At 54.8% G+C, this 21,173-nt stretch carries 20 protein-coding genes; 12 read left to right on the forward strand and 8 right to left on the reverse strand.

Annotation, left to right across the window (positions count from 1 at the left end; genetic code table 11):
• Positions 1-190: 190 nt before the first annotated feature.
• Positions 191-985, reverse strand: coding sequence for a sterol desaturase family protein (locus tag ABD920_RS12755; RefSeq protein WP_345159524.1), 795 nt, complete (start codon positions 983-985; stop codon positions 191-193).
• Between the two features lie 263 nt (positions 986-1,248).
• The gene (locus tag ABD920_RS12760; RefSeq protein WP_345159525.1) at positions 1,249-2,217 is read right to left on the reverse strand and encodes a sterol desaturase family protein; all 969 of its coding nucleotides are present in this window, start codon (positions 2,215-2,217) and stop codon (positions 1,249-1,251) included.
• Between the two features lie 245 nt (positions 2,218-2,462).
• Here ABD920_RS12760 and ABD920_RS12765 point away from each other — a divergent pair, with 245 nt between their 5' ends.
• Entirely contained in the window at positions 2,463-3,134 is a 672-nt protein-coding gene (locus tag ABD920_RS12765; protein ID WP_345159526.1) for a hypothetical protein, read from the forward strand.
• An 82-nt stretch (positions 3,135-3,216) separates the two neighbouring features.
• Here ABD920_RS12765 and ABD920_RS12770 read toward each other — a convergent pair whose 3' ends face one another.
• Positions 3,217-4,092 carry an O-methyltransferase gene (locus tag ABD920_RS12770; RefSeq protein WP_345159528.1) on the reverse strand — a complete coding sequence of 292 codons (876 nt, stop codon included), beginning with the start codon at positions 4,090-4,092 and terminating at the stop codon, positions 3,217-3,219.
• Positions 4,093-4,304: 212 nt separating this feature from the next.
• On the opposite strand from ABD920_RS12770, the gene ABD920_RS12775 reads away from it, so the two are divergent.
• Positions 4,305-4,754, forward strand: a complete 450-nt coding sequence (locus ABD920_RS12775) for a PepSY-like domain-containing protein (RefSeq protein WP_345159530.1) — start codon at positions 4,305-4,307, stop codon at positions 4,752-4,754.
• An 80-nt stretch (positions 4,755-4,834) separates the two neighbouring features.
• Here ABD920_RS12775 and ABD920_RS12780 read toward each other — a convergent pair whose 3' ends face one another.
• From ABD920_RS12780 to ABD920_RS12790, 3 genes are all read right to left on the reverse strand, one after another.
• Positions 4,835-5,230, reverse strand: a complete 396-nt coding sequence (locus ABD920_RS12780) for a hypothetical protein (protein ID WP_345159531.1) — start codon at positions 5,228-5,230, stop codon at positions 4,835-4,837.
• 21 nt (positions 5,231-5,251) lie between these two features.
• Positions 5,252-5,986, reverse strand: a complete 735-nt coding sequence (locus ABD920_RS12785) for a YoaK family protein (protein WP_345159533.1) — start codon at positions 5,984-5,986, stop codon at positions 5,252-5,254.
• Between the two features lie 140 nt (positions 5,987-6,126).
• Positions 6,127-6,609, reverse strand: coding sequence for a hypothetical protein (locus ABD920_RS12790; RefSeq protein WP_345159534.1), 483 nt, complete (start codon positions 6,607-6,609; stop codon positions 6,127-6,129).
• Between the two features lie 227 nt (positions 6,610-6,836).
• On the opposite strand from ABD920_RS12790, the gene ABD920_RS12795 reads away from it, so the two are divergent.
• A complete protein-coding gene (locus tag ABD920_RS12795) occupies positions 6,837-7,463 on the forward strand; it encodes a hypothetical protein (protein ID WP_345159535.1) in 627 nt (208 codons plus the stop codon).
• A 116-nt stretch (positions 7,464-7,579) separates the two neighbouring features.
• On the opposite strand, the gene ABD920_RS12800 is transcribed toward ABD920_RS12795, so the two are convergent.
• The gene (locus ABD920_RS12800; RefSeq protein WP_345159536.1) at positions 7,580-8,041 is read right to left on the reverse strand and encodes a DUF4440 domain-containing protein; all 462 of its coding nucleotides are present in this window, start codon (positions 8,039-8,041) and stop codon (positions 7,580-7,582) included.
• A gap of 309 nt (positions 8,042-8,350) precedes the next feature.
• Here ABD920_RS12800 and ABD920_RS12805 point away from each other — a divergent pair, with 309 nt between their 5' ends.
• From ABD920_RS12805 to ABD920_RS12815, 3 genes are all read left to right on the forward strand, one after another.
• Positions 8,351-8,806: a PepSY-like domain-containing protein gene (locus ABD920_RS12805; protein ID WP_345159538.1), complete on the forward strand. Its 456-nt coding sequence runs from the start codon at positions 8,351-8,353 to the stop codon at positions 8,804-8,806.
• 169 nt (positions 8,807-8,975) lie between these two features.
• Positions 8,976-9,524, forward strand: coding sequence for an REP-associated tyrosine transposase (locus ABD920_RS12810; RefSeq protein WP_345159540.1), 549 nt, complete (start codon positions 8,976-8,978; stop codon positions 9,522-9,524).
• A 234-nt stretch (positions 9,525-9,758) separates the two neighbouring features.
• Positions 9,759-10,187 (forward strand): Clp protease N-terminal domain-containing protein, encoded by a 429-nt coding sequence (locus ABD920_RS12815; protein WP_345159541.1) that lies wholly within the window; start codon positions 9,759-9,761, stop codon positions 10,185-10,187.
• Between the two features lie 242 nt (positions 10,188-10,429).
• On the opposite strand, the gene ABD920_RS12820 is transcribed toward ABD920_RS12815, so the two are convergent.
• Positions 10,430-11,221 (reverse strand): hypothetical protein, encoded by a 792-nt coding sequence (locus ABD920_RS12820; RefSeq protein ID WP_345159542.1) that lies wholly within the window; start codon positions 11,219-11,221, stop codon positions 10,430-10,432.
• A 210-nt stretch (positions 11,222-11,431) separates the two neighbouring features.
• Here ABD920_RS12820 and mfd point away from each other — a divergent pair, with 210 nt between their 5' ends.
• From mfd to ABD920_RS12850, 6 genes are all read left to right on the forward strand, one after another.
• Entirely contained in the window at positions 11,432-14,812 is a 3,381-nt protein-coding gene (gene mfd, locus ABD920_RS12825; protein WP_345159543.1) for a transcription-repair coupling factor, read from the forward strand.
• Positions 14,813-14,975: 163 nt separating this feature from the next.
• On the forward strand, positions 14,976-16,601 hold the full coding sequence (locus tag ABD920_RS12830) for a PAS domain-containing protein (protein WP_345159544.1): 1,626 nt from the start codon (positions 14,976-14,978) through the stop codon (positions 16,599-16,601).
• A gap of 140 nt (positions 16,602-16,741) precedes the next feature.
• Positions 16,742-19,030, forward strand: coding sequence for a PAS domain-containing sensor histidine kinase (locus tag ABD920_RS12835; protein WP_345159545.1), 2,289 nt, complete (start codon positions 16,742-16,744; stop codon positions 19,028-19,030).
• A 27-nt stretch (positions 19,031-19,057) separates the two neighbouring features.
• Complete coding sequence (locus tag ABD920_RS12840) at positions 19,058-19,465, forward strand: response regulator (protein ID WP_345159547.1); 408 nt, start codon at positions 19,058-19,060, stop codon at positions 19,463-19,465.
• A 170-nt stretch (positions 19,466-19,635) separates the two neighbouring features.
• On the forward strand, positions 19,636-20,487 hold the full coding sequence (locus ABD920_RS12845; protein WP_345159548.1) for a hypothetical protein: 852 nt from the start codon (positions 19,636-19,638) through the stop codon (positions 20,485-20,487).
• 187 nt (positions 20,488-20,674) lie between these two features.
• The gene (locus ABD920_RS12850) at positions 20,675-21,130 is read left to right on the forward strand and encodes a hypothetical protein (RefSeq protein WP_345159550.1); all 456 of its coding nucleotides are present in this window, start codon (positions 20,675-20,677) and stop codon (positions 21,128-21,130) included.
• The last annotated feature ends 43 nt before the right edge of the window (positions 21,131-21,173 follow it).

The following is a 21,173-nucleotide window of genomic DNA, read 5'->3' on the forward strand; positions in this document are numbered from 1 at the left end:
CGGGCCGGAGGGATGAGTTGCGATTAGGAGCATTCGCAATGCAATGCTGGCGAAGCCCTGAGTTTATGCCGTAGCGAACCCAGTAGCTATAGGCAGCCCTCTGCCGTCTCTTCAAAGCGTATAACAACAATGAAGCTCAAGGTCGCGCGGCTGGCCCACAAGATTGTTTTCAGGATGACAGTGTGAGGCATCAGCCCTTCTGCTTATACTGCTGCTGCGTAGCAGGCCTTTGCTCCGGCTGCCTGACCAGCCTGTCAAGCGTCTCACCGTACTCTGGGTGCGTGGTGTGCAGCAACTCGTCCCAGAACCGGAAGTACAGCCCGTAGTTGCCCCTGAAGTACCGGTGGTGCATGTTGTGGTTGGTGGAGGTGTTCAGCCACCGGCCCACGCGGCTGCGCACCAGCCAGGCAGGGTAAACCTCGTAACCGAGGTGGCCATATACGTTGTACACCGTCATGAACAGCAGGAAGAGCAGGATGCCGAGCGAGTGGATGGGAATGAGGAACGCGATCACCAGGATGACGCTGGCTTCCACCACGGCCTCCGGCGGACTGAACGCAAACGCCGCCCACGGCGAGGGGTTAACGGAGCGGTGGTGCGTGAGGTGAAACAGCCTGAACAGGCGCGGGTGGTGCATCAGGCGGTGCGTCCAGTAAAAATACGTGTCGTGGATCAGCAGGGCCAGCACCACGCTCAGCGCCAGGTAGCCCCAGCCGTAGTCGGCTATGCGGTGGTAGATGCGGGTGTGCGGCAGCACGGCAGGCGAGGCCAGCACCACGCCCACCAGCGCAAACGTGAAGAAGGTAAGAAACGAGTAGCCCACCTCCCGCACATAGTCCTTCCGCTTCGGGAAGAGCACCTGGATCTTGCGCCCGGAGAAGCGGGAGGCGAAGAGCATATAAAACACCAGGAAGGCCAGCCCCGCAATCACCATGTAGCGGACGGCCAGCAACGCATAAAATCCCCAGAACTGACTGTTTTCCATTTATATACAGTATAACGAATCAACAAGGCCGCCTTGCTATAGCAGCCACAAGGTAGAACAAGCTGTACCGGAAAATAAGTTTTGCCTGCTGAAAAAGATTTCAGCCACGCAAGCTGACAGCGCAGGCCAACCCTCAAACGGCAGCAGACGGCATAAAAACAGAAAAGGCCAGCGCTCCCGCTGGCCTTTTCTGTTTTTATGCCGTAAAGCAAACCCGCGCTGAAACACGCAGCAGGCGAAAGCGCTGCCGCAGTTGTACCGGCTTAGGCCATGGCCTCTTCTCTTCGGTTTGGCGCCGCTGTGGCTGGCACTGCCGCCTGCTGCCTCTCCAGTTCCTGCTGCATCTGCCTGGCGGTTTTGGTGCTGCCGTCGGGGCTCCAGCCCGGTGGGTAAAAGACGTACTTGAACTTGTGCTCCCACGTCTTCGCCCGCTTCACGTCTTTCCATATATCGCTGAACTCATGAAAGTTAAGCTTGATCGGGTTGTGGGAATGCGGCGGGTGCAGCACCCCGAACTTCGGGGCAATGTGGTGCTCCCTGTTCTGGTACGTGCCGAACAGCCTGTCCCAGATAATGAAAATGCCCCCGTGGTTGCGGTCCAGGTACTCTACGTTGCAGGCGTGGTGCACCTGGTGCACCCACGGCGTGTTAAAGACTTTGTTGAACCCCTTTATATCCGGCACCAGCGTGGAGTGCAGAAAGAACTGATAGATGGAGTTAAAGGACATGCACAGGGCCAGCATCACCGGGTTGAAGCCCAACGCAGGAAGCCATATCCAGTAAATCGGCTTGTAAAGGAAAATAGTCCAGCCGTTGCGGAAGGCCGTGCCGAGGTTAAACTTGTCGGAGGAGTGGTGCACCACGTGCGCCGCCCAGAACAGGCGGACGGTGTGGCAGAACCGGTGGTGCCAGTAAAAGTTAAAGTCGTCGCCGACCAGGCACAGCACCCACACCCACCAGGCCCACCCGAGGCTTTCGTAGCCCAGGAACTCCACACGGAGCGGCTCAAACAGTTTATAGATCAGGAAGAAAAAGCCGATCTGGTACACTTTGGTCAGGCTGTTCAGGATGGCGGCCCCGATGCCCACCCAGGTACTGGCCACGGTGTCTTTTGCCTCGTACAGTTCTTTGTCTTCGCGGTAGCTGATATAAAGCTCTGCCAGGATGAGCACGACAAACAAGGGGAAAAAATAAGCGAAGGGGTTTGGCAGGTTTTCAAAAAGGATTTCCATAAAAGCACTAGACGGTGAAGGACAACAGAGAGCCAGATGCAGGCTCCTCATTTTTCCGAAGTTAAGAATTCTGACCGACGATTCCTAAGCCGCGGCGGCAGGCACCCCCCGCCGGCTGGTCCTGTATGCGGCCTGCCGGCAGACGAAACCCTGCCCGATAAAAACTTCCTCATTTACGTTATAACTATTACTGCTGAGGCGCTTACCGACAAAAAACACGGGGATAAGGAGAGGAGAAAATCCAGATGAAAAGGTTAGCATACAAGGCTGGCGCGCTGCTGCTGGCGCTGCTGCCGCTTGTTAGTTTTGGGCAAGGCAGGACGTGGGAGATTGGGGTAGCAGGCGGGGCCGTGCATAATTTCCGGACGCCTTTGCACCTGCACCAAAGCAAGCATGAGGATATAAGCCTGGATGCCCGCTACCGCACCGAGCCTTTCGAACCGCCGGTTTACTACGATGTGCGGGTAAGCGCCTGGGCCGGGAACAGCGGCTGGGGGCTGAAGTTCACGCACCACAAACTTATCCTTGAGAACCTTCCCCCGGAGGTGCAGCGCTTCTCCATCACCGATGGATTTAACCTGCTCACCCTCAACCGCCTCTGGCAAGCCAGGGGCTTCGCGTGGTCTGTGGGCGGCGGCCTGGTTATCACGCACCCGGAGTCCACGATCCGGAACATGACTTACCCCGAGAACAAAGGGATCCTGCGGAAAGGCTACTATATATCCGGGCCTACGGTGGAGGCCGCCGTGGCCAAACGCTATTATTTTGCGGACAGGTGGTTTGTGCTCGGCGAAGGCCGGGCCACCGCCTCCTGGGTGCAGGTGCCCGTGGTGGATGGCCATGCCAACGTCACAAGCGCAGCCCTGCATTTCCTGTTCGGCATAGGGTTCAGGCTGAACAACAGCCCCTCAGAATGAGCAGTTTTATATATAGCACCCGATGCCCTCGCCACGTGCGCGGCTCCTGCGGGCGTTTGAAACTGCAGGCTGTTTTCAGGCCCTACCAGTTCTTGCGGAATATCTCCGGCCTTGGCAGGTACTCACCCATATCATAGTGCGCTTTGGGGGCCGTGCCGTTGCCTACCACACAGATCCCCTTGTAGAACAGATCGACTGTTTCGGAGAACTGCGGGTCCTGCACCATCTTTTGCCACCCCGCGTGCATGTCATCCGACCAGTAAATATCGTCGTGCACGATAAGTGCGCCGGGCTTCAGCATAGGCAATACGCGCTGCGTGTAGTGCAGGGTGGCCTTCTGCTCGTGCTGCCCGTCGATAAACACACAGTCGAAGGAGGCTTTCTCCGCCAGCAGCACATCGATGGCCTCATCAAAAAGCATGTTCATGATGCGGTGCTTGTCCGAGAAGCGGTCCATGTTGATTTTGGCGATCTCGCACAGCGTGTCCGAGCCTTCGATGGTGACCAGCTCTGTACCGGGCACTGACAAAAAATAGCAACCGGAGAAACCGGTGTTGGTGCCCAGTTCCAGGATTCTTTTCACGCCGGCTCCGGCCACGATGCGGCGCAACAGGATGCCGTTAAACTTGGAAGAGCCCGTTTTCATATGGCCTTCTACAGAGCTGCCTATATATTCGCCGGGCAGGGCTTTGCCTTTTTCGTCGGTCTTAAAAGTATTGGAGTGCGGCGAGGTATAGCTGTAGACTTCCTTGGCAGTGCTCAGCGCCGGGATTTTGGAGCGGAAACTTTCAATCTCGCTTGCCAGCTTCTTTTCCTCTGCCGTGAAGGTGAAGTAGAAAAGGAGTTTGGCCGCACCGTGAAATCGCTGCGGCAACCGCCCCAGAAATTCGTTCCTGAACTTGCCGTAGTTCAGCACCCGCTGCACCAGGTTGGAAACATAAAAGCCGACCTTTTTCATATAGCTATCCCTTGTAAGGCGTATCGTTAAAGCACCAAAATATTATAACCCGCCTCAGCAGGCGCGTGCAGGCTGCTATTTCTTAAAATTTAACAGCCATTGCAAATCTCCTGTCACTTTTAACACCGCCCTGCGCCCAACTACCAGATTTCCTTCAGATTCGGGATCTACTTTTACACCTGTTAATCAATCGTAGTACTTAAATTTTACAGATGATGAAGACGATCTTATTTGCCTTTCTTTTTTCAGGTAGCGTCATTTTAGGCGCCCACGCACAGGATATAAAAGAGAAAGAAGTGCCACAGGCCGTAACGAGTGCCCTGGCTCAGAAGTATGCGGGCGCTACAAATGCTGAATGGGAAAAAGAAGGCGACAATTATGAGGCGGAGTTTCGTGTAGAACGCACAGAGCACACCGTGCTGCTGAACCCTTCGGGGGAGGTACTGGTGGCTAAAAGCGACGTGCCGCTGAACGACCTGCCACAGCCCATCAAGAGCGCCCTCGACCAGAAATACAAAGGCATGCCCGTGGATGACACGGAGCAGTTAGAAAAAGAAGGGAAGACCTTTTACCAACTGGAAGTGGAAGAGAATGGCACCGACCGCCGCCTTGTTTTCTCAGCAGATGGCCAGGAAGTAACCGTGCCTGCCTATTGGGACTAACGAGCAACGCTTTATATATAAATCGCCCGGAGTTACGGCTTCGGGCGATTTCTTATATGTGCGTGGAAGCCTGCAGTTGCTTACCAGGCCTTGAGCCACCCTTCGGCGGCAGACTCCGTGTCGAAGCCTTTCACGATCCCCTTTTCCACCATCCGGATGGCCTGGTCCGCTGAGAGGCGGCTATAGATGTCTCTGGAGTACACGCAGGCATGGTACTGGAGGCCGATTGCTTCCGCCCTTGGGTGCCAGTCGCGGGCCATCCAGGCGGCTTGCTCCACCCACATGCCCTGCACTTCCAAATGGTTGTCGAGCAGCTTGTGGCAGAATTGCTTTTTCAGAAAGAGGCTGATCTGCTCATACCCGTCCACGATGTCTTCCTTTGTTAACGGGCCTGCCCAGTTGCCCACCAGAAAATCATCGACGAGGTTGTACTCTATCGCCAGAAAATCAGTAGTGAGAAGTTTGATGTGCCTCATAGCTGGTTTATAGAATTTGCTTTACGCCCGAAGGCGCCGCCCCCTGCGCAGGCGGTAATACCTGAATTTTAGCGTGTCGTAGGCCAGGGCCACGGCAAGTAGCCCCGCCGCTGCCGCCAGTGTGCCTAAAGTTAGGGTATTGTAAAGAAAACCGCCAACAATGCAGCCCGCAAAGAAAGAGAAAATGATGACAAGCTTCAGGTTCACACTGCGCATCAGCTTCTCCTGCTGCTCCTTCTTCTTGTAAAAGAGCAACTGCGACAGCTCCATGCCCAGATCCGTGAACAGCCCCGTCAGGTGCGTTGTCCGGACAACTGATTTGGACACCCGCGTCACCAGCGCATTCTGCAAACCCATCGCGAACAGCAGCAGCAGGGCAATCACCATGCCGCTTACCCCCGCCAATAACATATCGTCTGCCGCCAGGCCAAGGGCCAGCAGTATCGCAATTTCGCTTGCCATGGGCCCTATATGCGCTCCTTTGTAGCCCCTGCTCAGCGACAGCTCTGTTGTGAAACTCGATAGAAATGAGCCTAGGAAGAAAGCGAGGATATAGAGCAGGAACGTGAGCGCCTGGTTATAGGCACTATGTTGCAACTGCTCCGCGAAAAAGGCAAAGTGGCCGGTCACATTGGTGGTCAGGGTGCCCACCGACAGCACGCCGCAGATGTTCACCATGCCCGCAATAAACGACAGCAAACCGGCCAGCTTGATATTGTGCCTATACGTTCTGCCTCTTTCTACGTGCCGAAACATGGGTGTTTTCTTTTGCGTTATATATAAACTTAACCTGAACTAAAGATATACTATTATCTCCGGCAATGGCAGGAAAGGCTGCGGTATATAGAGGGCGAATTTATATATGGGGTTGGAGACTTTGCTTTTTGAAGCGTACGTTATTGCTTCATCTCCGTCAGGTCCCGCAGTTCGGTATTTAACTCCTGTGCTATTGCCGCCAGTTGCTGCAGGGCAGGCGCCTTGCTTTTCGTCTGCAGCAGGTGCAGCTTTGTGCCGTCCGCCAGTTTTATATACCCGTCAAACATCTCCGAACGGAACTGGGTCATCGTCGCCCTGGACTCTGCCAGCTGGCTGTAATTGTTATTTTTCAGAAACAAAAAATCGAAGCCCGGCAGAGGCAGCCTCTTCCCGAATTTCATACCCAGCAACTGCACGCCTTCCCGGTAGGTCTGGCGCTGCAGGTCGAACTCCACCATATGATAGGTCAGCTGCACCGCTATCGCCACCGGCACCATCACCCACCCGACACTTGCCCCGTTCAGCACCGCCATCAACCCGATTGCCAGCCCGACCCAGCTGATCGCTCTGCCTGCCGCGGAGAAATATTTTCCTGTTTTGTAAGTATGGCTATCGTGGCGCATAAAGGTGGTGTGGCGGTTTAGTTTAACTGTGTGATAGTCGAGGTGGTGCGAACGGCGCTTTGTTTGAATGATTTTTCAACCTGAGCCGGAATTTTCTTCTCCGTAACCGGGCCTGCCATATATGCCTGGGAACTATTAACACGCTGCCTTTCCCTTTCACAGACAACCTTCCGTGAAGGTGACTGGTATGCAAAGGTAAACTGCCTGCTTACCTAAACCTGAAAGATATGAAAACATATTGTCTGCTATTCGCCGCCCTGCTGGTCCTTGCCTCCTGCGGCTCCGACTCCGCCGACGGCAACTACAACCGCGCCGCCGATGACGAACTGATAGACGAGCAGGTAGACTCCGGCACCAAGGCGGCCATAGACAGCGTGGCACGGGCTACCGACGAGGGCAAAATCCTGTACCCGATCCCCGACACCTTGCTGGATCTGCTGGATAAAAGGCAGCCGCAGGCCCGCGTCGCCACCCTCACCGACCAGGCGATGGCAAACAAGCGCTTTCGGGTGAATAACCCGCTCTACCTGAGCGGCAACTTTAACGGCAACAGCGCCCCGGACTATGCCGTGCAGGTGCTGCAAAACGATTCCATTCACATCCTGGCGTTTCTGGACTACACTGGGCAGCCGCGTGAAACGAAGGTCGCCACTTATCCGGCCCAGCAACTGAAGGAGGAGTGGTACAGCACCTACCAGCTAAAGCTTGCCCCCCAGGATTCGGTGGTGACGGACAACCGCAGCCAGAAGCGGGTGCCGCTGCCAACCGACGGTATCTCTGTGATCGAGGAGAACCGCACCACGCTCTTTATGCTGCAGAACGGGCGCTTTATCCCGTTCGATGCCCGGGAGTAAGGCACTGCGCGAAGGCGCTCCTCTGCCATTTTCGATACAAGCCCGGAACGGCAAAAACACCTTGTATATATGGCAGTTTCGGTAAAGACCTGTCTCAGCTCATAAGGTTTCTGTGGCTAATTGGAGTGGTCATGCACGATTTTCCACCCGTCTTCTGCGTGCGCCAGAACCAGCGAATAGCGGCCGCTCTGCCGGGAAGAGTCCTTTGCCGTCAGAATGTAGCGCCCTGTCACCAGCGCATGGCGGGTTCCCAGCGGCCGCATTTCCAGGCTGTCGAACTGTAAGGTAGAGGAGGGCGTGCCGTCTGCGGTGAAAGCCTCTTGGTAGTAACTCTTCATCTCGCCTACGCCAACAGGCCCGCCTGGCAACATGAAGGTGGCCGAGCTGTCATATATGGTCACAAACGCATCCAGGTCGCCCCTGTTCCAGTCGGCGGTGATGGCCTGCAGCGCAGGGATTACCTGCGTAAAGTCTGCCTTTTCGTTTTCCGTCAGCGGGGCCTCCGGCTGGGTGCAGCCCGCCAGCAGCACGGCCGCCGCAAAGCAGGTATATAGGGTGGTGCGGATTGTTCTTCTCATCAGGTGAGGGATATCAGATACGGTGTGGATACGGCTTTAAATATAGGCTTTACAATATACCGGTGCAAGGGGAACCGCCGCGTTTTCGCCCGCCGGCGCCGACCTGTAGCACGTGCTTCTCATATATGACCCTCCATTCCTGCTTCTCCGCAGCACCGCCAGCCATAACATAGCGGCAAAGGGGGCACATCATGGCAGCGGGTTTATATACCGGCCTCGCTTCAGATTATGCACAGATTGTCTCCAGATTACGAACAGATTCACGCTGTAAGCTTGTGGAAATTATTTGTTTAATCTAACACACTTACCATGAAATTTTCAGTCAACCTTATGTTGCTGCTGGGCTTGCTTCAGTTCTCCTGCGACGATGACAAAGACAACGACGTAAAACCTGACAGTGTACCGGAAACCGTGAAAACGACCCTTGCCGCCAATTTTCCGAATACAGTGGGCCTGGAATGGGAAAAAGTCGGCGCTGACTATGAAGCAGACTTCGATGTGGACACCGTGGACCATGAAGCTCTTTTCAGCGCGAACGGGGAGATGCTGAAGTACAAGCACGATATCCCGGAGGCTGCGCTCCCGGAGGCAGTTAAAGCCGCCATCAGTCAGAACTACAGCGACATGCGCTTGGACGATGTCGAGAAACTGCTGCAGGGCAACACCGAATTCTACCAGGTGGAGCTGGACAACAGCGGCGCGGACAAGAAGCTCGTCTTCTCTGCAGACGGCCAGGAGCAAACACAGCCCGCTTACTGGGACTAAGGCTATATACCCAAATCATATATAAACGCCCGGTGCTGCCTGCACCGGGCGTTTGTTGTTATATATAGATCCTGAAGCGATGCCGCAGGTTTAGCACCAGCGTAACTTGTGGCTGTCTATGAAGCAAGTTTGCAACTTGCGTTGAAGGTTCGGGTATAGGTTCTATACCATGAGCCGGAACTACAAAATCAGCCACGACAGTCAGCTTCACTTTATCTCATTCGCCACTGTGAACTGGATCGATGTTTTTACCAGGCCAGCTTACAAGGCCATTGTAGTGGATAGCCTGAACTACTGCATCTTTAACAAAGGGCTGGAGGTATATGCCTGGTGCATCATGTCCAACCACGTGCACCTGATCATCGGATCACAAACAGGAAAGCAATCTGACATCATCCGCGACCTGAAAAAGCACACGGCTAAAACCATACTCAAAGCCATTGCCAATAACCCACAGGAAAGCCGCAAAGAATGGATGCTGTGGATGTTTGAACGGGCCGGGAAGCGGAACAACAATAACACCACCTACCAGTTCTGGCAGCAGCACAACCAGCCGATCGAGCTAAACTCCAACTTCCTGATGGAGCAAAAGCTGGATTATATCCACCATAACCCGGTAGAGGCTGGGTTTGTACGGGAGCCACAGGAGTATATCTATAGCAGCGCCATCGATTATGCAGGCGGCAAAGGCATGGTCCGAATCGCGCCCATCAACTAACCATACCGCCAGTTTGAGCGAAGCGGTAACTGGTGGAATATATGGCCGCCAGTTTATAACTGGCGAAACGGGAACTTGAGGCACGCCAGTTACAAACTGGCATAGACAGCCACAAGTTGCGCTGGCGCTAAACCTGTAGCTTGGGAATGCAGAAGCTATTCTACGAATAAGATTATTGTATCCAAGTAAAATTATCTTATCTTGATGTAATGTATCACAACTAGCAAATCATATATGGAGGCCAAATTTTCTAAAAGAGTGAAAGAAGTCATTTCGCTCAGCCGCGAGGAAGCATTACGATATGGTCATGACCATATCGGCACCGAACACTTGCTACTGAGCATGATCTGGGAAGGAAAAGGGAGTGCCGTCTCCCTGTTCAAAAACCTGGGAGTTTCGGTAAATGAGCTAAAGCATGCTTTAGAGGACGCCACACGTAGTGCCTATACGCAGCGCCAAAATATGAACGGCGGTATGCCGCTCACCACACAGGCAGAGCAGGTGATGAAAACAACTTATCTGGAAGCCAAATTCGATGATAGCAAAGACATCGGCACTGTACACCTTTTACTTGCCATACTTAGAGACAGAGACGATCCGTCTTCAAAAATCTTATCCAGGTTTAACGTCACTTACGAAGCAGTAAGAGATTTTGCCTCCTGAAATCTAAGCATTTCAGACACAGCCGAATATTGAGCAGGAGGTTATAACTTTACCTGATAATGCTGCTCTTAACCTATAATTTGGGTTTACCCATCCCGCCAGTTTGAGCGCAACGGTAACTGGCGGTTGAAATGGAAGCCAGTTTGTAACTGGCGAAACGGGAGTTTGAGGAACGCCAGTTACAAACTGGCATCATCGTAAGCCACAAGTTACGCTGGCGCTAAACTCGCTGCAGGGGGAATCTATAGTTGCAACAACTGATTCCCTACTAAATCTTTGGCCAATTCTTTAAAAACACCATCTTTAACTTCATAATCTTCAGGTATATTCTTCATATTATATCTGTCATTTTTATATTTAACTATCAATATGATTGGGTTCTGTTTTGAGGTACTATCATCTTTAACAATTATGCTAAACGCATCTTTAGTGTTAAGTATGGAGGAATTGTTCTCAAAAGCTATAGATTCTTTATCAAGTATCGAAATTTTTATATTAGGCATATGTTTATCAGCAAGAGCAGATGCGGGAGCTACATTTATAAGCCATATTACATCTGACCTAAATTTAATTTTCGCCTCATAATCTTCAACTGAAGGATCAAATATATTCTCTGGCAGCTTAACGATATCATATGTGATAGTTGTGCCTGCTTGCTTATTATAGACATCTATAATTTTTCTTATACTGGAGAAAAAAGTTTCAAACTGAGGTTTCCACTTAGCGCTTAAAGCAACTCTGTTTCCTTTGATATCTAAATCTTTCTTTTCTAATTCAAGCTTCCTTCTTTCTCTATTATTTATAAACTCGCTAGCCCATTCATTAAACTCATTTTCAATTTGTTCTATTTCTTCTTTACCCTTATCGGAGTCTGTTGAGCCTTTCGCTTTTTCTATTTTCTGTTGAGTCTCTTCAAACTTATCAAGAATCTCTTTTTGAGATTCTGCACTACTTTTATTAGAGCCGAAAGTCATTACCAATGTGCCTAAAGCAATAAGTACAATCCCGGCTATTACATATGCATTCATTTCCATGTTCTTAATTCTACAACAATCTATAAAGGGAGTATGTACAAATATAATATAACAGATAGCAACTCCTGCTCCTCCCCCGCAACCTTCTCCCCCTCCTCCCAGTTCTGATAAAACATTAAGTTGTAGTATCTTTGTAGAAGAAGAAACAGCAGAACACGGCTTATTCGAAAAGCCTGGTGTTCTGCCTTTGCTGTTTTGTTATAGAATTGAATGAAAGTTAAAGATTTCTTAGAGCTGTACCGCCTCGACAGTGTGGTGCAAACCATCGCCGAGCGGCTGAAGGCCAACAAGGCGTACCGCCTGCAACTCAAAGGCCTCACCGGCAGCCTGGACGCCGTGCTGGCCTCGGCCATATATACCCTGCAGCCGCAGCACCAACTCTTCGTGCTGCACGACAAAGAGGAGGCGGCCTATTTCTACACCGACCTTAAAAACCTGCTCGGCGAGACAAAGGAGGTCATGCTTTTCCCGACCTCCTACAAGCGCCCCTACAGCTTCGACGACACAGAGAACGCCAACATACTCATGCGGGCCGAAGTGCTCAACCGCCTCAACCAGAAAACAGGCAAAGGCGAGCTGATCGTGACGTACCCGGAGGCGCTGACGGAGAAGGTGATCAACAAAAAATCGCTGGTCGAGAACACGCTGGGCGCCAAGGTGGGCGAGAAACTGGACACGGTTTTCCTGAGCGAGATGCTGGCCGAATATGGCTTTGAGCGCACCGAGTTTGTATATGAGGCGGGCCAGTACGCCGTGCGCGGCGGCATCGTGGACGTGTACTCCTACGCCAACGACCTGCCCTACCGCATCGAGCTTTTCGGCGACGAGATCGAAAGCATCCGCACCTTCGACCCGGACACGCAGCTGTCGGTGGAGACGAAGAAAGCGATTTCGATTATCCCCAACGTGCAGACGAAGCTGCTGCAGGAAACGCGCGAGGCATTCCTCGACTTCATCCCTGCCAACACCACGCTCTGGTTTAAGGATGTGCGCCTGACCCTGGACGTGATAGAGGAGTATTTCGACAAGGCATCGCACAACTTCGAGAAGATGCTGGCGGGCAGCGGCGGCACCAAGGTGGTGTCGGACCCGGAGCAGCTGTTCCAGACGCAGAAGCAGTTCAAAAAGCTGCTGGATAATTTTAACGTGGTGGAAATCGGAAAGCGCTTCTATTTTAAAGCAGCCGAAACCATACAACTGCAGGCCAAGCCGCAGCCCTCGTTCAACAAGGATTTCAAGCGGCTGGTAAAGGACCTGCACGAGCAGCAGGGCGACGGCTTCGTGAACCTGATCGCCACCGATTCGCCGCGCCAGATCAACCGCCTCACCATGATTTTCGATGAGCTGGACCACGACGTGCGCTTCCAGCACCTGCCCATCTCACTGCGCGAAGGCTTCATCGACCAGACCCTGAAAATCACCTGCTACACCGACCACCAGCTGTTCGACCGCTTTTACCAGCACAAGGCCAAAGAGGGGCACTCTAAATCCAAGGCCATGACACTGAAGGAGCTGCGCTCGCTGCAGCCCGGCGACTACGTGACCCACATCGACTACGGCATCGGCCGCTTTGCCGGGCTGGAGAAAGTAGAAGTGGGCGGACGTTTGCAGGAAGCGATTCGCCTGGTGTACCGCGACGATGATTTGCTGTATGTGAGCATCCACGCGCTGCATAAGATCAGCAAGTACAGCGGCAAGGAGGGCGGCCCGCCGAGCATGAGCAAGCTGGGCTCGCCGGAGTGGGAGAACAAGAAGAAAAAAGTTAAGAGCAAGGTCAAGGACATTGCCCACGAGCTCATCAGCCTCTACGCCAAGCGCAAGGCCGCGCCGGGCTATTCCTATACCCGTGACGGCTTTCTGCAGGCGGAGCTGGAGTCGTCGTTCATATATGAGGACACCCCGGACCAGGGCAAAGCCACCGAGGACGTGAAAGCCGATATGGAGCAGCCGCACCCGATGGACCGCCTCGTGTGCGGCGACGTGGGCTTCGGCAAAACCGAGATCGCCATCCGGGCCGCCTTCAAAGCCGCCTGCGATGGCAAGCAGGTGGCCGTGCTCGTGCCCACCACCATTCTGGCCATGCAGCACTTCCGCACCTTCCGCGACCGGCTGGAGCAGTTCCCGGTGACGGTGGATTATGTCAACCGCTTCAAGACCAGCAAGGACACCAAAGACACGCTCAAGCGCCTGGCAGAAGGCAAGATCGATATCCTGATCGGCACGCACCGCATCGTGAGCAAGGACGTGAAGTTCAAAGACCTCGGCCTGATGATCATCGACGAGGAGCAGAAGTTTGGGGTGAAGACCAAAGAGAAGCTGCGCGAAATGAAAATAAACGTGGATACGCTTACGCTCACGGCCACGCCAATTCCGCGCACGCTGCACTTCTCGCTGATGGGCGCCCGCGACCTGAGCGTGATCGCCACGCCGCCGCCGAACCGCCAGCCCGTGAAAACAGAGCTGCACGTGTTCGACGAAACGCTCATCCGCGATGCGATTGTATATGAGATGAAACGCGGCGGGCAGGTGTTCTTCGTGCACAACCGCATCAAGGATATAGAGGAGATGGCTGCCATGATCCTGCGCCACGTGCCCGACTGCAAAGTCACCTACGCCCACGGGCAGATGGAGCCGGAGAAGCTGGAGAAGCGCATGATGAAGTTCGTGAACGGCGAGTACGACGTGCTGGTGAGCACCAACATCATTGAGTCGGGGCTGGATATCGAGAATGCCAACACCATCATCATCAACCGGGCCCATATGTTCGGCCTCTCGGACCTGCACCAGATGCGGGGCCGCGTGGGGCGCTCGAATAAAAAAGCCTACTGCTATTTACTCACGCCGCCTGTGGCCGGACTGCCTTCGGATGCCCGCAAGCGCCTGAGCACGCTGGAGGAGTTCTCTGACCTGGGCGAGGGCTTCAAGATTGCCATGCGCGACCTGGATATACGCGGAGCAGGCAACCTGCTGGGCGGCGAGCAAACCGGTTTTATCACCGACCTTGGCTTTGAGATGTACCACCAGGTGCTCGACGATGCCATCAAGGAGCTGAAGGAAACCGAGTTCCGCGAACTGTTCCTGGGCGACAACCTGGAGCAGTTTATAGAGCCGGTGCGGGAATGTAACATTGAGACGGATATGGAGGTGCTGATCCCGGACTGGTATGTGAGCAACATCTCCGAACGCCTGAGCCTCTACAGCAAGCTCGACAGCGTGAAAAGCATGGAAGAACTGGAGAAGCTGCGCGCCAGCATCGTAGACCGCTTCGGGCCGCTGCCGGAGCAGGTGCAGCAGTTGGTGGAGATCGTGAAGCTGCGCTGGCAGGCCCAGCAGCTCGGCTTTGAGAAGCTCACCATCAAAAAAGAGGTGATGAAAGGCTACCTGCCCTCCGACAACAACGACGCCTATTTCCAGTCCGATATCTTTGGCAACATTCTGAAGTATGTGCAGCAGCACCCGCGCCGTTCGCGTCTGAAAGAGGCCAAGCACAAGCTCATCGTGATTGTGGAGGATATCCGGAACCTGAAAGAGGCGAAGGAGGTATTTGAGGGCTTTGGGGTGAAGGAAGCTGTTTCTACACAAAGCATTTAGGTCAGACGGGAGCAGGTCAGGCACTTAAACCCGCGCAAAGCAGGCTTTTTTCCGTAAAATAGCAAGAAGGGCCTTTTTAGAATGGTGCTGTCAGGCTTTTTTTACTATATTACTGCTTACGCAGATTCGCAATATCACCTATAAGTGATGTACCTACATTCTTATGTCTCATAGTAAGCCCACATCCTCCGCTGTCTGCTTCGATGCTGTTTTCCGTGCGTTGCCCGGGCTTTACCTGGTAATGGCACCTGACCTGACCATACTAGATGCCACAGACGCTTACCTGCAGGCCTTGCTGTTAGCGCGTGATGCCATTGTGAACAAAAACGTGTTGGCCACTTTCCCCGACAGCGCCAATGTCTCCCATGCAAGCGCAAAGCAGAACCTGGAGCAATCCCTAAACCACGTGCTCCGGCATAAAGAGCCGCACACCATGCCAGTGCTGCGCTACGACCTCCCGCTCGCCCCGGAGAAGGGCGGCGGTTTTGAGCCTCGCTACTGGAGCACGACCCACACACCTGTGCTCTCGGGCGAAGGCGAAATTACATATATCCTGCAGCAAACCCATGACATCACAGGCCAGGTACGGCAGGAGCAGAACGCCCGCTACAACCAGGCCCAGCTGAGCATGCTGACCAGCGCCACGCATGCGGTTGCCTGGGAATACGACATGGCACAGGACCGCCTGTACTGGGGAACCGGCCTGGAAGAAGTGCTGGGCTACACCTCCGAGGAGATGGGCACAGGCAGTGATTCCTGGGACAGTCGTGTGCACCCGGAAGACTTCCCCGCCATGAGGGCCAGCATCGCGAAAGCCAAGGAATCAGGAGAGAAAACATGGGCAGGTGAATACCGGTTTCTGAAGGCCAACGGCTCCTATGCCCACGTGCTGGACCAGGGGTATATCATCTATGATGAGGAGCAGCGCCCCATCCGCACCGTGGGTTCTATCATTGATGTGACGCGCAGCAAGCTGGCAGAGCAGAAACTGCAGGAAAGCAACAGCCGGTTCCGACACCTGCTGGAAGTGTTGCCGCACATGGCCTGGACAGCCGATGCCCAGGGCGGGTCTCTGTACTTCAACGACAACTGGTACAGCTACACCGGCATGCGGCAGGGCCAGACCGATGGCTGGATCAGTGTGGTGCACCCCGAGGACTCAGCCGAGGTGCTGACGGTGTGGCACCAGGCCATTCAGTCGGGGCAGATGTTTGAGATGGAGTACCGCATCCGCCACGCTCACGACGGCAGTTACCGCTGGTTTCTGGAGCGCGGCCTGCCCATGCACGGCCCCGACGGCAGGGCAACGATGTGGATGGGCACGCTCACCGACATAGAGGAGCAAAAGCAGGCGCTGCAGGCCTTGCAGCAAAAGGACACGCAGATGGAGAATATCCTGCGCCTCTCGCCGGCGCACCTGTGCCTCCTCAGCGGACCCAACCATGTTTGCCGCTATATAACGCCGGGCGTGTATGAAGTTTACGGCAACCGGCACTACCTGGGCCGCACCGCCCGCGAGATATGGCCCGAGCTGCAGCACCTCGGCTTCCCGGACCTCCTGGACCAGGTGTACCAGAAGGGCGACAGCGTGCAGATCAGTGAATTTAAAGCAGAAGTTGACCGTTTCCGGAACGGAAAGCCGCAGGAAGCGTACTTCAACTTTAAGTACCAGCCACTGCTGAACAACGGCGAAGTAGAGGGCATCCTGATATCCGCCGTGGAGGTGACGGAGTTGGTGGAGGCGAAAAGAAAGGCAGAGGCGCTTGCCCAGGCGCTGCAGCACCGGTAGCGCATCGCTGCCAGGCCCGCACGGCGGCAAACCGCAGCCCCTGCCACAAATTAGCCCGGTTACAGTAATCCCCCAACGCAATGCTGGTATATTTACTTTCAGCACCATGCGGATACACCTCCGCCCGGTAAACCTTTTTTATGGAAAATGCGCCTGCAAGGCCTATCGAACTCGACTTTAAGCACCTTTTCCAGGTATTGCCGGGTCTATATATCATCTTGTCGCCTGCGTTGCATGTGCTGTCCGTCAGCGACGCGTACCTGCAGGCGACCCACTCCTCCCGCGAAAAGCTGATAGGCCATTATGTTTTCGACGCGTTTCCGGAAAACCCCGATGCGCAGGAGACGATGTCCATGGCAACGGTAGAGGCCTCGCTGCGGCATGTGCTCACGCACCGGGAACCGCACCTGCTGCCCGCGCAGCGCTACGATGTCATCAGCGAGCGCGGTAACTACGAAACGCGCTACTGGCGCTTGAGCAGCTCCCCGGTTTTCGGAGAAGACGGGGAGATCCTTTACATCATTCACGAGGTGCGCGATGTGACTGGGCAGGTCCTGGCTGAGCAGGAGCGAAAGGAGAGTACCGAGCGCTTCCAGCGCATTGCCATGGCCACCAGCGATGTGATCTGGGACTGGAACCTGCGCAACGACACCATCTGGTGGAATGATGGCTATGAGGCGCTTTTCGGCTTCCCGAACAGCGCAAACCTGACCATCGCGTCCTGGACACAGCATATACACCCGGAGGACGCCCAGCGCGTCAGGGCCTCTATACACCAGGCCATCGACAGCGGGGCATCAGACTGGGAGGACGAATACCGCTTCCAATGCGCCGATGGGTCCTACAAGATCGTGCAGGACAAAGGCAACGTGCTGCGCGACGATGCGGGAGCGCCCGTGCGGATGGTCGGCGCCATGCTCGACATAACGGCCCGCTGGCAGCACGAACAGCAGCTGCAGGCAAGCCTGGCCTGGTCGCGGGCGCTGCTGGAGTCGCTCCCCCTCATGACCTGGACCGCCCTGCCCGACGGCACCCTGGACTACGGCAACCAACGCTGGCACGACTACACCGGCATACCGATCGAGGGGCTGCACCGCGAGGATATCCTGCGCCTGCTGCACCCTGACGACACTGCAGAGACGCTCAGTACGTGGGAGAAGGCCATCGATTCCGGCAGCACTTTCGTGTCGGAATGCCGCTGGAGATCAGCGGCAGACGGAACCTACCGCTGGTTTCTGCTGCGCGCTGTACCGATATATGATGAGGTCGGGAAAATTTCAAGGTGGATCGGCACGCAAACAGACATTGAGGACCAGAAGCAGATGCTGCTGGCGCTGCGGGAGAGTAACCAGAAATTCCAGTTCCTGGCCGGGTCTATCCCGCAGATCGTCTGGAGCGCCCTGCCAAACGGCGCCACCGACTATATAAACCAGCGCTGGTACGACTACAGTGGCATGTCTGTGCAACAGACCGAGGATATGGGCTGGCTGCCCGCTATCCACCCGGACCAGCGCCAGGCCTTTGTCGAGTCATGGCGCAACAGCATCACCGCCGGAGAGCCCTACTATATGGAGGTGCTGCTGCGCAACATCTATACCGACAACTACCGCTGGCACCTGGCGCGCGCGCTGCCTATGCGCGATGCCGAGGGCGCCATCATCAAGTGGTTCGGCACCTGCACCGACATCGAAGACCATAAGAGGGCCGAAGAAGAACTGGTAGAGAAAAACCTGGAGTTGGAGCGCATCAACCACGACCTGGACAGCTTTGTGTATGCCGCCTCCCACGATCTGAAGCTACCCATTGTCAACATGGCCGGAATATTTGCCGAGCTGATGCGCATCGCCGTGTTCCGGGATCCGGAGGCGCCGAAGATGATGGAAATGTTCGACAGGTCGCTGCAGCAGATCCACAACACCATCCAGGACCTGTCAGACGTGGTGAAGGTGCAGCGGGTGCGGGCTCACAAGCTGGAGATGGTTGACCTGAAGCCCCTGACGGAGGATGTGCAGCTCAGCCTGCAGGATCTGCTGCAGGAGACGGAGGCCCGGATCGTAACGGACTTTTCGCTGGTGCCTGCGCTGCCCTTCACCAAGGCCAGCCTGAAAAGCATTTTCTTCAACCTCATCAGCAACGCCCTTAAATACCGCTCCGCTAACCGGGTGCCCGAGATCAGCCTCCGTACACGGCTGAAAGGCGACTACATTGAGCTGGAGGTAAAAGACAATGGCCTGGGCATCGACCTGAACAAACACCAGAACAAACTGTTCCAGATGTTTAAACGTTTTCATAACCACGTAAACGGGTCCGGCCTCGGGCTATATATCGTAAACAGGCTCCTGACAAACCACGGCGGCTATATAAACATTGAAAGCACGCTGGACGAAGGCACTACCTTTTACCTGTACTTTAAGCCGAAAAAGAGTTAGTTTTACCTGCACGCAAACGATGAAACCATGAAAAAACTAAATACGGTGCTCCTGATCGACGACGATGAGACGACGAATTACCTGAATCACCGTCTGCTGTCGCGCATGGAGATTGCCTCGGACATTCGTGTGGTGACAGACGGTGAGGAGGCCATCAAGTATCTGCACAAGGCTTTTACCGGCACACCTGATTACCCGCGCCCCGACCTGATCTTCGTAGATATCAAAATGTCCGGCATGGATGGCTTTGAGTTTCTGGAGGAATACCAGAAAGTGGCGGAAAGGGAGAGAGAAGGCACCGTGATGCTCATGCTTACCTCCTCGGCCAGCTTCTACGACCTTGAGAAGCTGAAGCAGTTCCCGGACGTGCGCAGGCACTACTCCAAACCCCTGACGGAGTCTGACGTGCGCGAAATCATACAGACGTACTTTTAACGCCGCCCGTTCAGGGCGTTTTCGCAGCGGCACCCCTCCAGGAAGGGTGCCGCTTTTTTATGCCGTGCCGCCCCCTTCCTAACTATCGCCACAGCAATACCGTAACTATATAGGAGCCCGCCTTTTAAAAGGGCTTTTATATCAGGAATATTTTAACAGGAGATAAAACTATGGCAAACAAACCAATGAACCCTAACGGCAGCGAAGGTGAAAACCACGAGATAGGCCGGGAGTTATATAACAAGGACAGGCAACAGCACCAAAGCAGCGGCCAGCGCTACGGCTACCGCGGCGACAACGACCGCAAGTGGGACGAAGGCAACTTCTTCCATACAGGCCCCAATCCCCGCGGCGCGCAGGACCGTGAGCGGCCTAACCGCAACGAAAGCGATTACCGCAGGGGAGGCAGCAGCCACAGCTCGTACAACCAGGGGCGGAACGCGCACCTCAGCGACCACTACGGCAGCCGCTCTGACAGCACGTACCGAAACGAGCGCTCTTTTATAGACCACGGCAACCACGGCAGCGGCCATTACCAGCAGGATGAAAGACACAGCATGCGCAGGCCCCAAACCCCTGGCGGCCCGCTGGAGAGCAGCCACGACGATGTGAGCAGGCATCATAGCGACCCCTGGCGGGACAGCCCGGGGGGCGAAAGCCGCTACAAAGACACGGACTTCCGCTACGGCAGCGGCTCGCACAACTGGTATCGTGAAAACCGGTATACCCCGGACGATGACAACGATCGCCGCAACAACCGCCAACACGACGACCGTGGCATTGTGGACCGTGTGAAGGATACCTGGAATGACATATGGCACTCGGACGAAAAGGACTACCAGCCCCGCAACCGCTACCAGTCCAACGAAGACCGACTCGACACACACAGGCGCTACGGCTCCAATGCGTACCGTGACCGCAACTTCGACAGAGGGTACGAGGGCGGCCCCCGCTGGGCAGATGAGTCCGACAAAGGGCATGACGACAACGACCGCGACCGCTCAGGCCGCTATCGCCGCTAAAGCAGGCACTGACCGGACAAATCCGGCGACAGCCCCGCTCTATCAACCAAATGGCAAAGCCAGCTCTTGTAGCTGGCTTTGTTTTTTTGTAAATTCGGTTTAGCCCCCGGGCAAACATACTCATTACCACCCCGTACACCTTTATAAAGGCCAAAAGCGTAATTTATTCACACTAAAGATATTGACTATGCAGCACGACGAAAACGATCCACGCCACCCCCACCACCGGGACCCGCGCCACCGACGGGAGCAGCATCCGGAGGAGTTTAGGCGTGACCAGAACTTCAACGATTTTAAGAGCCGCTGGGGCGAGCCGTCCCCTCCATTAAACCTGCACCAAAACGAATGGCCACCCCGTGGTTCCGACCGTTTTGAGCAGCAGGGGCACTTTCAGCAGCAACGGGAGGAGTGGCTCCCGAACGAGCGCCGGCAACAGCATCCGCGCCACGAGCAGCAGCAAAGCGACATCTCGTGGCGCCAGCGCGACGTGAACTTCGACAGAAACAACCAACGGGCAGAAAACCGCTGGCAGCACAATGAAACCATACCGGACCCGGACGACATGCGCCGCCGCAGGCGGGGCCTGCCTGACCATGAAAGGTATTGGGAGGAGAGGGACAGGGACAACAGAAACCAACGATAGCGTACAGTCTCTCCTATCATACAACAGAAGCCGGGTAATTCCG

It is taken from the genome of Pontibacter saemangeumensis (assembly GCF_039541895.1).
Classification (GTDB): domain Bacteria; phylum Bacteroidota; class Bacteroidia; order Cytophagales; family Hymenobacteraceae; genus Pontibacter; species Pontibacter saemangeumensis.